General features: G+C 62.0%; 14 protein-coding genes, 1 tRNA gene and 1 pseudogene. 13 read left to right on the top strand and 3 right to left on the bottom strand.

What is annotated here, in order from left to right:
* Positions 1-150 precede the first annotated feature (150 nt).
* The 9 genes from C479_RS02665 (at position 151) to C479_RS02625 (ending at position 8,574) form a co-directional block, all read left to right on the top strand.
* On the top strand, positions 151-513 hold the full coding sequence (locus C479_RS02665) for a hypothetical protein (RefSeq protein WP_007697464.1): 363 nt from the start codon (positions 151-153) through the stop codon (positions 511-513).
* Between the two features lie 651 nt (positions 514-1,164).
* Positions 1,165-2,076 carry an ABC transporter ATP-binding protein gene (locus C479_RS02660; protein ID WP_007697447.1) on the top strand — a complete coding sequence of 304 codons (912 nt, stop codon included), beginning with the start codon at positions 1,165-1,167 and terminating at the stop codon, positions 2,074-2,076.
* A gap of 57 nt (positions 2,077-2,133) precedes the next feature.
* Complete coding sequence (gene sufB / locus C479_RS02655) at positions 2,134-3,564, top strand: Fe-S cluster assembly protein SufB (RefSeq protein WP_007697443.1); 1,431 nt, start codon at positions 2,134-2,136, stop codon at positions 3,562-3,564.
* 2 nt (positions 3,565-3,566) lie between these two features.
* Positions 3,567-4,790 (top strand): Fe-S cluster assembly protein SufD, encoded by a 1,224-nt coding sequence (sufD, locus tag C479_RS02650; protein ID WP_007697440.1) that lies wholly within the window; start codon positions 3,567-3,569, stop codon positions 4,788-4,790.
* Positions 4,791-4,942: 152 nt separating this feature from the next.
* Positions 4,943-5,947, top strand: a complete 1,005-nt coding sequence (locus tag C479_RS02645) for a hypothetical protein (protein ID WP_007697438.1) — start codon at positions 4,943-4,945, stop codon at positions 5,945-5,947.
* Positions 5,948-6,043: 96 nt separating this feature from the next.
* Complete coding sequence (locus tag C479_RS02640) at positions 6,044-6,538, top strand: hypothetical protein (RefSeq protein WP_007697435.1); 495 nt, start codon at positions 6,044-6,046, stop codon at positions 6,536-6,538.
* 46 nt (positions 6,539-6,584) lie between these two features.
* Positions 6,585-7,007, top strand: coding sequence for a metal-dependent transcriptional regulator (locus C479_RS02635; RefSeq protein ID WP_007697432.1), 423 nt, complete (start codon positions 6,585-6,587; stop codon positions 7,005-7,007).
* A 726-nt stretch (positions 7,008-7,733) separates the two neighbouring features.
* Positions 7,734-7,806 (top strand) — tRNA-Gln (locus C479_RS02630).
* Between the two features lie 318 nt (positions 7,807-8,124).
* Complete coding sequence (locus C479_RS02625) at positions 8,125-8,574, top strand: HalOD1 output domain-containing protein (protein WP_241430150.1); 450 nt, start codon at positions 8,125-8,127, stop codon at positions 8,572-8,574.
* Between the two features lie 352 nt (positions 8,575-8,926).
* Here C479_RS02625 and C479_RS16720 read toward each other — a convergent pair.
* Positions 8,927-9,090, bottom strand: a pseudogene (locus C479_RS16720) (ZIP family metal transporter); the annotation flags it as partial.
* A 148-nt stretch (positions 9,091-9,238) separates the two neighbouring features.
* Between C479_RS16720 and C479_RS16350 the strand changes: the two are divergent.
* From C479_RS16350 to C479_RS02605, 4 genes are all read left to right on the top strand, one after another.
* A complete protein-coding gene (locus tag C479_RS16350; protein WP_007697427.1) occupies positions 9,239-9,937 on the top strand; it encodes a hypothetical protein in 699 nt (232 codons plus the stop codon).
* Positions 9,938-10,202: 265 nt separating this feature from the next.
* Positions 10,203-11,000, top strand: a complete 798-nt coding sequence (locus tag C479_RS02615; protein WP_007697424.1) for a hypothetical protein — start codon at positions 10,203-10,205, stop codon at positions 10,998-11,000.
* Positions 11,001-11,046: 46 nt separating this feature from the next.
* Positions 11,047-11,370, top strand: a complete 324-nt coding sequence (locus tag C479_RS02610) for a hypothetical protein (RefSeq protein ID WP_007697421.1) — start codon at positions 11,047-11,049, stop codon at positions 11,368-11,370.
* The gene (locus C479_RS02605; RefSeq protein ID WP_007697410.1) at positions 11,363-11,842 is read left to right on the top strand and encodes a DUF3592 domain-containing protein; all 480 of its coding nucleotides are present in this window, start codon (positions 11,363-11,365) and stop codon (positions 11,840-11,842) included. The genes C479_RS02610 and C479_RS02605 overlap by 8 nt, the downstream gene beginning before the upstream one ends.
* 91 nt (positions 11,843-11,933) lie before the next feature.
* Here the strand turns inward: C479_RS02605 and C479_RS02600 are convergent, their stop codons facing one another.
* On the bottom strand, positions 11,934-14,138 hold the full coding sequence (locus tag C479_RS02600) for a histidine kinase N-terminal 7TM domain-containing protein (protein WP_083893778.1): 2,205 nt from the start codon (positions 14,136-14,138) through the stop codon (positions 11,934-11,936).
* Positions 14,139-14,445: 307 nt separating this feature from the next.
* On the bottom strand, positions 14,446-15,303 hold the full coding sequence (locus tag C479_RS02595; protein ID WP_007697401.1) for a hypothetical protein: 858 nt from the start codon (positions 15,301-15,303) through the stop codon (positions 14,446-14,448).
* Positions 15,304-15,342 lie beyond the last annotated feature (39 nt).

The following is a 15,342-nucleotide window of genomic DNA, read 5'->3' as shown; positions in this document are numbered from 1 at the left end:
TGGTCTGAATAGTGAGAACCCGCGAACAGTGATAATGCAAGAGGGGACGATCTCCGAGCCCAAAATCACCCTGTTAAGACTTTCTTAATATATTATCTATTGAATGGGTAAGAAAGAAACAATACATGTTGGAACAAAGTAGCAATTGCAATGTCCGATGACAAACGGCGAGAGTTCATCAAGAAAGGCATCGCAGCGACGGCAACGATCGGCGCACTCGGGACCGCCGGAAACGTCGCCGCCGCTTCTGAAAAGACAGCATACGTTGATGCCTCTAGCTCACCGGATGGTCCATACTACTTCGAATTGATCTTTGACAACACGGGCAGCATTGACGTTGATACGCAGGATGGCGATATAGTCTGGGGCGACTTTATCCGGGACTATTCGGATGATAATGTCCATTATCAGTGTCTCGTTGAGTCCGGAACGAGCCTTGTGATAAATTACGAAGGAGATGGTGTTACGGTAGAGGAGTTCCGGACCGATGGTGAAATTAATGTAACAACATAATTTGTATGTGGTTTGGGAGTAGAAAAGACCAATCAACCATTTTTGACGGAGGATGAAATTTGGTTGTTTGTCTTCCTACAACCCATGTGGTGTTCTAAGAGCTAATCTATGAATCTCTCGTCTCTTGGTCCACCGCTGCGGGGGCTGCTACCTTCTCAAAATTGACCAGCCGGTAGTAGTGTAATATATGTAGTCAGTGTCGTGAGGGGGACGGCGGACAGTATAATGACTAGTATTTATCCAACAGGTTGAACGCCGAATATGTAGATATCTTATCCGTGAGTTTCCATTGAGCGTTGGCGCTGAACAGCGCGTAGGGTTACGCCGGCGACATTACAAATGAGCTAATGATGTACCCAATGTGAGAGAGCGAACTCGCCCGCAACCGTGCTGTAATACGGGTAGATGTTGACGTTATACGCCGAAACTTGCTGCGGCCATACCGGTAGACCGTCGTCCCATTCGTTCGGCGTACCATCCCTCCCGAACCATCGCCTTGACAACCAGTATTCCGATAACTGGGTTCAGGAATCCCTCTTCCCAAAATATTCTTTCCTATGTCCTATCCTATATTCTCCTGTTGGGAGTCGATCCACCGAAAGACGAAACCGTTATGGGTGCGTCGACCCTTCGATTAGCCGACAGAGTCCTATGGCACGTCTCGAACTACGTAACTTGCACGCAGAGGTAGCAGAGGGCGGTGAGACAATCCTCGAGGGTGTCGATCTCGAGGTCGAGTCGGGCGAGATCCACGCCCTGATGGGTCCGAACGGCAGCGGAAAGTCGACGACGGCGAAGGTCATCGCCGGCCACCCCGCCTACGAGGTCACCGACGGTGAGGTGCTGATCCACCTCTCCGAAGACGAGTTCGGTGACGCGGTCGACATCGACGAGGACCAGCGTTCCTGGAACCTCCTCGAACTCGAACCTAACGAGCGCGCCGCACTCGGTATTTTCCTCGGCTTCCAGTACCCCGCCGAGATCGAGGGCGTGACGATGACGAACTTCCTTCGCACCGCGCTCAATGCGAAAATCGAGGAACGAGAGGAACTCTTTGCGGACGAGGAGGATGCCGACGCTGACGAAGATGACGACACCGGCTACGAGACCTCGCCGATGGAAGGGCCTGCAGACGAGGGCGATATCGGTGTCGCAGAGTTCCAGGAGATCCTCTCGGCAAAGATGGACCAGCTGGACATGGACGAGTCGTTCGCCCACCGCTACCTCAACGCCGGCTTCTCCGGCGGTGAGAAGAAGCAGAACGAAGTCCTGCAGGCAGCGATCCTCGAGCCGTCGGTCGCCGTCCTCGACGAGATCGACTCCGGACTCGACATCGATCGCCTCCAGGACGTCGCCAACGGGATCAACGCACTTCGGGACGAGCAGGGAACAGGTATCCTCCAGATCACCCACTACCAGCGCATCCTCGACTACGTCGAACCCGATCACGTCCACGTGATGCTCGACGGCCAGATCGCGAAGAGTGGCGGCCCGGAACTCGCTGAGAAACTCGAGGACGAGGGCTACGACTGGGTTCGCGAGGACGTCTACGAGACGGCGTAACCGATCTCGACTAGACGAAGGGTCTTACCGCTACAGACACAATCACTACCCAACAACATGAGTTCAGATCAAGACCACCTACAGACGACGAACACCGAGGATCGCTTCGCGTTCAAGAACGAACACGAGGCGGCCCTCGTCTCCGAACAGGGCCTGAACGAAGAGACGATCAGGCTCATGTCGGAAGACAAGGACGAACCGGAGTGGATGCTCGAGCGCCGGCTGCGCGCGCTCAAGCTATTTCAGGAGATGCCGATGCCGACCGATTGGCCCGGACAGCCGGACCTCTCGGAGGTCGACATCGACAAGATCGTGCCGTACATTCGACCGGACGTCGAGATCCGTGAGGGGACCGACGACTGGGAGAACCTCCCGGACGAGATCAAAGACACCTTCGACCAGCTCGGGATTCCAGACGCCGAACGCGAGTCGCTGTCGGGCGTCGGCGCCCAGTACGAGTCGGAGGTCGTTTACCAGAACATGCGCGACCAGTGGGAAGACAAGGGTGTCATCTTCATGAACATGGACCGCGCGGTCCAGGAACACCCCGAAATCGTCAAGGAGCACTTCATGACCTCCTGTGTGCCGCCGAGCGACAACAAGTTCGCCGCGTTGCACGGTGCGGTCTGGTCCGGCGGCTCGTTCGTCTACGTTCCGGAAGGTGTCGAGGTTGAGATGCCAGTGCAGGCGTACTTCCGCATGAACACGGAAGGCATGGGCCAGTTCGAGCACACGCTCATCGTCGCCGAGGAGGGCGCCGAAGTTCACTACATCGAGGGCTGTTCCGCCCCGAAGTACTCCGCGTTCAACCTGCACTCCGGCGGCGTCGAGGTCTTCGTCGGCGAAGACGCTCACGTACAGTACTCCACGGTGCAGAACTGGTCGCGTAACACCTACAACCTGAACACCAAGCGCGCCATCGTCGAGGAAAACGGCACGATGGAGTGGGTCTCGGGCTCGATGGGCTCGAAGGCCACGATGCTCTACCCGTGTACGATCCTCAAGGGTCGCGGCGCGACGGACACCCACATCACGATCGCCTTCGCTGGCGAGGGTCAGGACATCGACACCGGCGCGAAGGTCTACCACAACGCGCCGGACACCAAGTCGACCATCGAGTCGAAGTCGATCTCCAAGGACGGCGGCCGCACCAACTACCGCGGTCTCGTCCATATCGCCGACGGCGCCGAGAACTCGAGCACCGCGGTCGAGTGTGACGCGCTGATGTTCGACAACGAGTCCACCTCGGACACTATGCCGTACATGGAGATCGAGGAGTCGAAGGTCGACGTCGCTCACGAGGCGACCGTCGGCAAGATCGGCGACGAGGACATCTTCTACCTCCAGTCGCGCGGACTGGACGACGACGACGCCAAGAAGATGATCGTCGCCGGCTTCATCGAGCCGATCACGGAGGAACTGCCGATCGAGTACGCCGTCGAGCTCAACCGACTCATCGAGCTCGAGATGGAGGGGAGCCTCGGGTAACCATGAGCACGCAGGTACACGCAACGATCTCGGAGGAGACGGTTCGGGAGATCAGCGACGCAAATGACGAGCCCGAGTGGCTCATGGAGACGCGTCTCGACGCGCTCTCGAACCTCTCGGAGCTCGACATGCCGCCGGTCATCCGCACGCCCGGCCGCGACTGGACGAACCTCGACGCGCTCGACTTCGACTCGCTCGTCGACCCGCTGAACGCAGCCGAGGAGAAAGATCTCGTCGGTGAGGGTGACGTCGTCGTGACGACGCTCGCGGAAGCCGCTGGTGACGACGAGTACGCGGATGTCGTTCGCGAACACTTCGGGAGCGTCATCGACCCGCAGGAGAACTACCTCACTGCGCTCTCGACCGCGCTGTTCACGTCGGGCACGTTCGTCTACGTCCCCGAGGGCGTCAACGCCGAGGACGTCACGATCCGGACCGAGATGAACTCCCGGTCGCTGTTCAACTACACGCTCGTCGTCGCCGAGGACTCCTCGTCGGCGACGATCTTGGAGAGACAGTACACCGGTGAGGACACCGCTGCGAGCGAGGATCGCTACTACAGCGCCGTCGTCGAGGTCGTCGCCAACGAGAACAGCCACGTCCAGTACGGCTGGCTGCAGAACCTCGACGAAGACACGTACAACTACTCGCTCAAGCGCGGCTCGGCCGACACGTACGCCACGATCAACTGGATCGAGGGTAACATCGGCTCCCGCCTGACGAAGTCCGCCGTGGAGACGACGCTCGACGGTAGCGGTGCCGAGAGCCAGATCGTCGGTGCGTTCTTCGGCCACGACGAACAGCACTTCGACGTCAACGCCCGCGTCTGGCACAAGAACGAGCACACGACGGCCGACCTCGTCACCCGCGGTGTCCTCGACGACGAGGCCCGCTCGGTCTACGAGGGTGTCCAGGACGTCGGCACCGAGGCCTGGGACACGAGTTCCTACCAGCGCGAGAACACGCTGATGCTCTCGGACGACTCCGAGGCCGACGCCAGCCCGAAGCTGATCATCAACAACCACGACACCGAGGCCAGCCACTCCGCGACCGTCGGCCAGGTCGACGCCGAGGAGCTGCTGTACATGACCTCGCGTGGCATTCCCGAGGATCAGGCGACGGATATGCTCGTCGAGGGCTTCTTCGTCCCCGTCTTCGAGGAGATCGAGATCGACGAGTTCCGCGACGACCTCGAAGCGCTCGTCGAAGCCCGCCTCGACGAGTAGCGTTCGATCCGATCGCCGAACAGCTTTCCGTTGGCTCGCTCGTTTTTCCGATTTCATCGTCGAAGAGGTCACCGAACTGGACTGCCCAGATCCCATATCGTTACGACCCGTCTGACGGGTATTTTAATAGGGACGGGACCAAGTGGTGAACGATGCAGACACTCTCGGTCGAACTCGACGAGGAGACCCTCCAGGCGCTCGAAGTGGAGCGCTCACTCATCGGCTTCGAGAGTCGCGACGCCTACGTTCGCTGGATCATCGCCCACCGCGCGGCGATCGAACACGAGACCGAGATGGGTGACGTGTTAGACGCCTACAGCGATCGGATCGCGAACCTGGAGTCGCGGCTCGAATCGATCGAGTCGGGGACGTCGAGTACCGAGGGAGCGGGGACCGCCGAGTCAGGTTCGGTTGGATCTCCCGATACGACCCAACGCCGGCCGGCGTCGTCCGACGGTGGGTGGACCGAGACAGCAACCGATGACACGACCGCGACGGTCAGCCCCGACGAACCGGAGACGGAAGACACCGCGACGGAACCGGCAGGCGCCGAACCGGCGACGACGGCCACCGTCTCCAGCCCCGACGAACCAGATCAGACCGACACCGGCGATCGGTCCGACGAGTCGGATTCGACCGGCACGACCACGTCCGACGCGGCCATCGATTCGATGAATCTCCGTCCCGAACGGGTCGAACGCATTCGGGACGACGAACTCTCGGACGACGCGGGCGTGCTCGGATCGGTCGAGGTCGACCGCCTCGACGAACTCTCTCGACGGGCGGTCGCGAAGACCCGAAAGCAACTGGACCGTGACGTCGAAACCGGGCTGGAGTACGACTCTTCGACCTCGCTCGCGGAGACGAGCGACGACGTGCGACCCGGTGAGGACATCACTGACTTGGCGTCGATCGACGTCCCCGGTCGATCGCCCGACCTCGTCGAGCAACGCCAGGCATTGATCGGCGTCGCCCTCGCCCACCTGCGTGACGCCGACGCGGCGAAGAAGGGCGACTTCGTCGACGCGCTCTACGACGAGTATCCCGCGGGCTACGGTTCGCCGGGTGGCTGGTGGCGATGTCTCAAGAAGGGGCTCAAGCAGGTCGAGTGCGTGTCGGGTGGTGACGGCAGTCGCATCTGGCGGCTCGACGAGTGATGGTCCCCGATCGAATCCGCTCCTTCGCGATAGGAACCACAAGCGCCGCAGCTGCCAAAGCGGGAAGTTAAGTGCCAGCCCCGCTCACCGTTGTGTATGAGTCTGGGACAGCGCGTCGCGACCGATCACCAGCTCGCCCGGCTCCTCCAGATCGGGGTCGTGCTGGAGGAGGTCGTCGAGTCGCGCGCCGCCCACCACCTGGAAAGTCTCCCGGAAGCGGAACGGGAGGCGATCGACCCCGACGTCGAGGCGCTGCTCGACGAGGCGGCCGACGAGTCCGCCGAGCACCGCGACCGACTGGCGGCGCTGGTCGACGACCTCGAGGCCGAGACGGTTCCCTACGAGGAGATCAACGCGCTCGTCGACGCGCGCTACGGCCCGCCGGAGGGGACCGACGGCGTGCTCTACGACCAGTTGTGTAACGAGGAGACGGCCTACAAATTCTACGACGATCTCATCGGTGCCATCGAATCGTCCGACGCCGAGTACGCGATCGACCGCGAGGAGGTTCTCGAAACCTTGCGCGCCATTCGTGAGGAAGAACGCGAAGGGGTCGAAGACGTGACCGAGATCATGGAGCGACGAGCATGACAGGACCGACATCACGTTCGCGGACGGCACGGACGGAGGGGCAGCGATGAACACGGCCGACCAGTACCTGAAGGCGGTCTACCTCGCCCAGCGGATGGAAGACGGTCCCGCCGCGACGGGCACGCTCGCGGACATGCTGGAGGTCAGCCCCGCCAGCGTCAACGAGATGGTCGGCAAGCTGGAGGATCGCGGCCTGCTCGAACACGAGAAGTACAAGGGTGCGACGCTGACCGACGAGGGAATCGAACGCGCCCACGACGCGCTGACGACGTACTGCATCATCGAGCGCTTCCTCACGAACGTCCTCGAGGTCGAGGAGTTCCGCGACGAGGCCCGCGCGTTGGAGGCCGTCATCGACGACACCGTCGCCGAGCGGCTCGATACGATTATCGACCGCCCCGCGGAGTGCCCGGAGTGTTTCGACCCCGAGGCCGACTGCTGTTCGTATCTGGAACCGAGTCTGGACTGAGGCTCTTTGCCGCGTGGACGGGCCGGTCGCAGTGAACCCTTTTGTCGGACGCGTCGTGGATTACGGAACCCGACCGCGGGCCGCTCCCGCGGTCGGTGGCCGACACGGCTGGAAGTGTTCGCACACGAGGTCCGGTCTGGCCGAGCCACACTCCCCCGATCAGCGTCGCCTCGCGCTCCGGATGGCCGCCCTCGACGGTCGACAACTCTGTCGATCGCGTGGCCTCTCCACAAACCACCGATCGGCGGTGACACCGCTAGCGATGTCAACACCAGTGTCGAGAACGGCGTCGAAACGCGAGGCTACCGAGAGCGAGCGCGTGAGGGCTCGTGCGAGAGGTTTATGTCTCGCGGGTGGATAGCGAATCATGGCTTCGGCCTTCGCGGGTTGGAAGCCACCGTCTCGGGTGCGACGACACCCGGGACATTTTCGCGCACGTCCCCTGGCGACGATCGATGGAGACGACAGCTTCCGGATTAGGATACGTCTGATAGCGACTTATATCTAACTGTAGCGGGGCGGATTTTGGATGTTTGGGTGTGTTAGCGTGGCCTTTCGGATAATGGCGAGTGATTGGGATATGATCCAGATTTTTCGGTCGTGATCTACCTTTTGTGGCGAGGATTTCTTCGGTGGCCGAAGACGGTAGCTGCTGCAGGCCCGTGAGTTCCCGGCCGAAAAGTAACACTATTAGTCCGTGGCCGGTTATCCGTTCGATGCGCACGGAGTCCCGTGGTGTAGTGGCCAATCATAGCGGCCTTTGGAGCCGCTGACGGCGGTTCGAATCCGCCCGGGACTATTCTGCCGCGAGCAACTCGCGAGCGACAATTTCCCCGGTGATTCGAGTCCAGAGAGCGAGCGAAGCGAGTTCTCGCGGTTCGAACCTGCCCGGGACTACTCAGACTTTTCACATAGTTCACACGGGCGAGCGAGTGAGTTATTGTAGTCCCATACGGCGGTATTGAATCGTTTGGACGTAGGGGTGTTGCGTCAAAACTGTCTCAATTTTTCTGGAATTCTTTGGAAGGTCCCTGCCTCTTCTCCCCCTAACCCTGCCGTCAGCTGAGGGGGGTCGAATCCCTGATGTTTTAATGTTGGTTATTTCACCTCTCGGGTCGTGCGTTTGCAGACGATGGCTCAGAGCAATTCCAGTTTGGCAACTCGAGTGGTGGTCACTGTCGCCGAGGTAGTTGGCAGAGACCCCGTGGAACTTCCACCGCTTCAAAAAACGATCAGCAGTGAGGCGCTCAACGATCTCTTCCACGAAGACACACCACTTCCCGGTGCGTATGTAATGTTTCCATACTGTGATGTCTGGGTGATTGTTCATGGAGACAGAACCATCGATGTCTTCACGGAGTACGCAGCGACCACTGCCGCTGACGACGTTCCTACCGACAGCGAAGGTCAACCGACTGACGACCAGGTAGTGGTCTTGCACGCTGAAAATGGACGACACACATTCGCCGCCGACGACGATCTGGAGACACTCCACGAGATCGTCGAGGGAGCGGACGATGCTGCGGAAGCGTGGGAAGACACCATCACCTTCGCTGAGCAACGGTGACATCCGCCTCGCCGTAAACGGCGGGATAGAATCGCGTTCGTTCGTATCGGCGCCAGACATCACGTGTGGGAACTCGATGGTGGCCACCCGTTCCGACGGTTCGAACCGATCTTTTCCCTCCTAAACTCCGACGACTGTCGCCGTCGCGGTTTCGATTCGCGGTGTCGTCAGATTCGACGAGGACGGTCACTTGCCGGACCCCGGCACCAACGACGAGAGTCCGCCCGAATCCTCGGCGGCCCACGCGTCGCGTTCGAGACGCATCGTCCCGTCGTGGACGGATACCACGTTCATCTCGATGGGTCCGACGACGCTTTGCCAGACATCTTCGAGGGTGGCCGACAGTGCATCCGGAGAAGATGGCCGCGCCCACCACCAGCCACTTCGAGAGCTCTATCGCGCGCATCGGGATGGCGATGGCGGTCCCCTCGGGATGTTGTGGATCGAGATCGCGACGGTCATGAACACGGCGGACAGGGGGATCGAGAACCCAAGGACGGCGAGTCCGCCGCCGAGTCAGCGTTCGTCGTACGACGCGTATTGGGATCCGGGTTCGATCCTCGCCAGCCGTCTTTGTGGCCCCTGGTAGCGAATCTCGACGCATTCGCCCGCTCACTACGTGTCTAGCGTCTATTTCTTTCTCTCATGCCGCTCGTGTCGGACCATGGTGCACAACTCTGCGGAGTCTACACGCGAGGAACTGACCCGACGGGCTGCCGGAGTGGTCACGCGCAGACGAGCACTCGGCGCCGGGACGTCGGCCGTTTCGCTCGCACTCGCCGGCTGTTTGAGCGACGATGCCAGTGATGAAGACGACACTTCGGACGGGCAGAATGGGTCCGGTACCGGCGGTGGCTCTGGGGACGGGTCCGGTGACGGCAGCGGGTCGGACGGCGGTGGCGGAACCGACGGCGGGAGCGAGAGCGGTGGCGGTAGCGGGACCGGCGGCGGAGGAACCGGGGACATCACCATCCCCGACGGACTGGGTGACGTCGACATCGAGGGGGAACTCGTCGGCAACTCGGTCGACGGTCTCGAAGTCGTCGATCACCAGCCGTACGAGGCCGACGGCCACAGTACCGTCGTCGACGGTGCGTTCTCGCTGATCGTCACCGTGGAGAACACCGGCGAGCAGGAGATCGACCTGCTGGGATACACGTACTCACTGTCCCTGTACGACGCGTCGGGAAGTGTGATATCGGAGGGAGCGAGCACCCGTTCCCTGGAGTACGGCGTTTCGGCCGGCGAAATCGGCGCCGTCGAGACGTGGAGCGGTAACGGTGCGATGGCCGAAAACGTCGCCCGATACGAACTGTCGCTCACCTGCGACGGGATGTTCGCCGACGGCGTCTACTGCGAATAGACCGACTTTGGCCGTTCAGGTCGCCCCGCTCGCCCGAATCGGTCTCCCGGCAACCGGCCCACCCTAGCCACCTAGGCTCGCACCATTTACGCCAGCAGTCGAGTGTGCGAGCCATGTCTACACGCAGTGGCAGAGGAGGCGAGTCGAACGGACCGGGCGGACGAGGGACACACTCGCGACGGGGCGCGTCGTCCACCCCACGAACGGCGCTGCCGATGGCGCCGGGAGCCGATGCCGATCGGGCGAGGCGCGGAGGTGTGTAGCGATGGTCGACCCCGTCGCCCTCATGATGCCCGCGTTCGGGCTCGTCATGGTGGGCGCGGCGTACGGCCTCTACGACAAGGGGCGGTTCTACCGCATGCAATCCGAGCGTATCGCCAACACCGATGTTTCCGATATCGGGTCGATCGAGCCGGGAACGGTCGCCGTGGAGGGGACGGCCCGTGTCGAGGCGGGCGAGGGAACGGTGACGACCGAACTGACGGGCGAGGAGGCGCTCGCATCGCACTCGAAGGTGATCGCGAAAGAAGACCACGTCGACACGGCCGGCCCCGACGACGAAAACGTGGAGCGACAGGTGCTCCACGAGACGAGTCACGCCGTTCCGTTCCGCGTTGAGGACGACACGGGGTCGGTGCTCGTGGACACGCCAGACGAAGCCGACTACAGACTCGACGAGAATACGGTCATCGAGCGGGGGCGAAACGTCCCCGACGTGGCCGATCTCGCTGACGATCCCGACGCCGCGACGGCGGAGCGGATCTCGATCGGGGACACCCACCAGTGGCTCGACTACGAACGGCGGTACGAACAGGGGTCGGTCCGTCCGGGTGAATCCGTTTACGTCCTCGGTGAAGCGGTCGACCGCGCGGACTGGGACGGCGACGATGTCGCAATCGCAGGCGGGGAGGAGCCTGAACTGTTCATCCTCTCGGACGTGGGACGCGCTCAGGCGCGACGGGGCGGGACAATCGGCGCGTACGTCGCCTACGGGATGGCGTGTCTCGTCGGGTTCGTCGGCGCGCTGTTGCTCGTCTTCGGTTCGCTCGCGGTGGTGTGGTGAGAGCAATGCGGGGAATTCTCAGCGGTCGGATTCGGGTGACGTCGCGATGATCGGTAGGAACCGCCTCTATGGACTCGCACAGCTCGGTTGGGGACTGCTGGGGAACGGGCTGGATCTCGACGGTATCGGGCGGGAGCTGTCGCACGAATCGGACTGCGCCGCCACTCGCTGTCGCGGGACGGTGCTGAACGCCGCCGAACTGGAGCGCCACCTCGCTGTTGTCGTCGCCGTCGCCGACGCGTTCGAACACGCGCCCGCGGCGTCCGACGAGGTGATCGCGGACGGCGGCGTTACGGTTGTCGATCACGAGAAGCCGTACCGGCGTGATCGTCCGGGCCCGGCCGACGCCGCGGGGGTTTGCGATGGGTGACACGCTCAACGCGGTTGTTCCAGTGGTCTTCGGCTTCCTGTTGATTGTCGCCGGTGCCGCTCTCTTCGTCAGCGAACAACGTGCGTCCGGCAGCGCGGAACCGGTCGACGCCACCGTCCTCACGAGCGAGGTTTACGATGCCGAGCCGGGCGATGCCCCCAACGACAAGACGGACGACGAATATCGCCCGCTGGTCGAGTACGAGTATGCGTACGAAGGCGAGACGTACACCAGTGAAGATCTCTGCCCCGGGACAGGTGAGGGCTGCGTCCCTGAGGGCAACACGCCTGATGCGGCGGAAGCATTCCTCGAAGACTACTCGGAAGGGGAGACCGTGACGGCCTACGTCCAGCCCGACGATCCCGACATCTCGTATCTCGTCGACGGCGGACTGCCGCTCGAATACCTCGCCCTCGCCGGCGTTGGCGCCGTGGTCTCGATTCTCGCTGGACGGAACCTCCTCACCGAGTAGTCGCGACACCGTTTCCGGACCGGAAGCGATGACGAGCCTTCACCCGATGTGAACTCCGTCAGTCCCGGTTCCCTCGATCGCGACGTTCGCATCACCGCTCTCTCGGTGAGTCGTCGAATATTTGGCTCAGGACGGAGTGGTGGGCCTTTCGCAGGTGGCCGTGCAGCGTCGCCGACGAGATGTCGAGTGTCTCCGCGACCTCCTCGGCGTTCGAGTCCCGCGGCCAGTTGAAGTACCCCGCGCGGTAAGCGGCCTCGATGGCCTCTTGCTGTCGGTCCGTTAGCTCCCCGAGGACGTCGCCGGATATCGCGTCCGGTCGGTCGACAGGTCCGGAGCGCTCGCGCTTCGAGAGGACGCGCGTCGCCGGAAATTGTCGAGTGACGCGATCGAGCATCGTTCGGACGTCTGCTTCTGAAGCGATCTCGATTTCGTACCGGGTTTCCCCGATGTCTGCACGGACCTCACGAACGTGCGCACCGTGAGCTTCGAGTGAGCCAAGGACGGCGTCGCCGCTCACCTGCCATTCGAGCAGGCCGCCCTCGGCGTCCTCGCGAATGATGCGGATACGGCCCGACGCGGCGGTTCGGAGCCGCTCGGCCGCTTCGTCCGCTGTCGTTCCCTCGACGCAGACGTACGCGACGGTCATCGATTCTTTTCCCGGGACGATCCCAGCAACGTCTAGCGTACACGCGGCGTCGGCCGAGGCCGCGACGAGCGGATCGGATTCGTCGGTACACTGGAGTTCGAGTTCGATCACCGCCTCGGCCGACAGCAGCCGACGTGTTTCGACGGCGTTGATCGCGTGTCCGACGGTCTCCCCGAGTTCACCGAGTACGGTTCGTTCGCGGTCGCTGACCGTCGATCGGTCCGTATACAGTCCGAGCGCGCCGTACACTGTTCGACCGTAGACGAGCGGAACGATCGTCCAGATCCCGTCGTCCGTCGTGACGTGTTCCGCTCTCGGTCCGTCTTCAGGTCCCTCGTCGCTGATGCGGTCGCCATCGATACCGTCGTCGATAGCGGGCGGGGTTGAGGCGTGCGAGTCAGTACCGACGACGAGCCAGCGGTCCGCGTCGCCGGTCCAGGTCGCGACGTCACCGACGCAGGCGGTTCGATAGAGATCGGCCGCCACCACACGTTCGCAGACTGTCTGCTCGATCTCCTCGCGACTCGTCGCCGAGACGAGCCCCTGGTTGACCCCGCGGAGAACCGAATTCAGATCATTGACGGTGGCGAGTTCGTCGCGCTGGGTGGCCAACTCGTGTTCGCGCTCGGCACGCGCGGTCACGTCGTGGACGACCAGCGTGTGACCGATCAATCGATCTCGCCGGTCGGTGATCGGCGAGGTTCGGACTTCGTACGTTCGGTCGTCGCGTTCGATCTCTGCGAGGCCGTCTTCGGAGCCGAAGTCGATCCGCGAATCGTCGACGACGGTCCGAACCGCCACGCCGAGCACGTCGGCGGGGTCGCTTCCGATCACGTCGCCGGCGGCCGCGTTGCAGTAAACGATACGGTGCCCGGTGTCGACGATGATGACGCCGTCGTCGAGTTGATTAATCGCCGCATTACGGCCGAGTTGTCTCGTCGCCGGAACGAGGTCGAACAACTGGTGTCGGAAGAGTGCATACCCGAACGCGAGTCCGGTCACCGTGAATGCGTGGGGCGTGTAGTCGACGCCAGGTTGGGGCAACAATCCCATAATGTCGATCATGTTCATCGCGAGCGGTGCAGCGATACCGACCAGGAGCAGTACCGACTGATCGGCGTAGAGATACTCCGACCGGTAGATCAACCGCAGCAGGAGACTCGCACCGATCGCGATTAGCGCGTAGCTGAAGACGACCTGGACCCAGAAGAGCGGCCCGAAGACGGGATCCATGACTGCTAATCCGTCGACGATGACGACCGATTGGTCTATCCAGAACAGATGATGCCAGGGATTCGTCCAGATTCCAACCGTGACGATGGTCGGGATTATCAGGAGCGTCCCGACGGATCGACGGGTGACGAAATCGCCGTGGCCCGTATACGTGAGGGCGAACAGAAACCACCAGACGTAGAGAGTAGCGAGGCCGATCCACATGACACGCAGGACGAGCATCCGCCAACCGGTGTCCGTGACCAGGAGGCCGACGGCGTATGTAGCGGACCAGACGAAGAGTGACACCATCAGCACGGCGAACGACGTAGCACCTGGCTTCGCTCTGTGCCGATACGCGTAAAGGCCGAGAACGGCCGTTATAAGAGCTGATATTGCCAGCAACGTGACATCGATCGACGATACTCTCGTCAACATTGTCACTTCCGCGCCCGCGTCTCCGTCATCCGGCCGTCTGTTCCTCCCATTCGCCTGCTCGTCGCGATAACTGAAAGTGACGGAACAAAAAGATTCCGTAATACAAACACGAGTGGGGAAGCTATTATGTTTTGTCGGGCCGCTTCAAAATTCGTCCAACGACGTAAAATTGTGGTTTTCGAGTCCTGCCGACCGGTCGTGGTCTCACGGACTCGAACGGGTCACTCCCGGCGATCAGTGCGTCGGCCGGTCGTCCGGCAAACTCGGGACGACGTACTCGGCCGTGAACAGTCGTTGGGCCGCGGTCTCACTCGTTCGTTCGGACGATGTGATCAAAATGGACCGTGTAGGGGTTTTTGCCGGCCGAATTCGTGCCCCCTGGTGAGAGCGACGTCGATACCGAGAGGTCGAACGACACTTCGGCGTCAGGTGCGGTAAACGTCGCTTCGACCGACGTTCCGTCGGATTGCGTTCCATCAGCGGGCCACCGGCTGGCGACGTACCCGCCGTCGCCATCGTGGGCGAGCTCCCACCGATACCATCGGTCACGCTCCAGCGACTGCGTCGCATCGGTGGTCGATGTCCACTCGCGATTTTTCGATGGCTGGGTTCGAAGCTGTAGCCGTGAGGTGTCGTTCCCGGCCGTCTCCCAATCGAACCGAAATTGAACCCAGTCTCGATTCGAGAAGTTGCCGTCGAACGGCCAGTAGAACCCGACTCCGACGAAGCGCTCGTCCACCTCCTCGGGAATTTCGACCGGCGTGAACAGCCCCGACAGTGTCCACTGGCTTGCCATCCCCGCCATTGGGTCGGCCAGACTGAGCGTCGAGGGGCTCTGGTAGCGGTCGTCGGTCACGTCAGTGAGCTGGACGCCCGTCGTTCCCCCTTCGGGCGACGACTTTTCGACGGCCTGCGCGGACATCTCCTGAGGACTCCCGGGTACCGGCGTGGTCTCCCAGGCGGGTTCGGTTTTGAGGGTTCCGTCCTCGAAGTCGTCCTCGAACTCGACGGTGGCGTCGCCGCCTCCACCGTCAGGCCCGTCCTCGTCGCCCGAGTTGCTGTCGTCACTGCTCAGGCAGCCGGCGAATGCGGCCGTCGTTCCGGCCAGTACTCCTGTTCGAATAACGGTTCGTCTGTCTACGCACGGGTTGTTCTTCGATGTCATGATGAGCGGGTCTGTGGTCTCACTGTTGTTCGATCGCGC

This window comes from Halovivax asiaticus JCM 14624 (assembly GCF_000337515.1).
GTDB classification, from domain to species: domain Archaea; phylum Halobacteriota; class Halobacteria; order Halobacteriales; family Natrialbaceae; genus Halovivax; species Halovivax asiaticus.
Note: the sequence above shows the minus strand (reverse complement) of the source record. Positions and strands in the feature narration are given on the sequence as shown.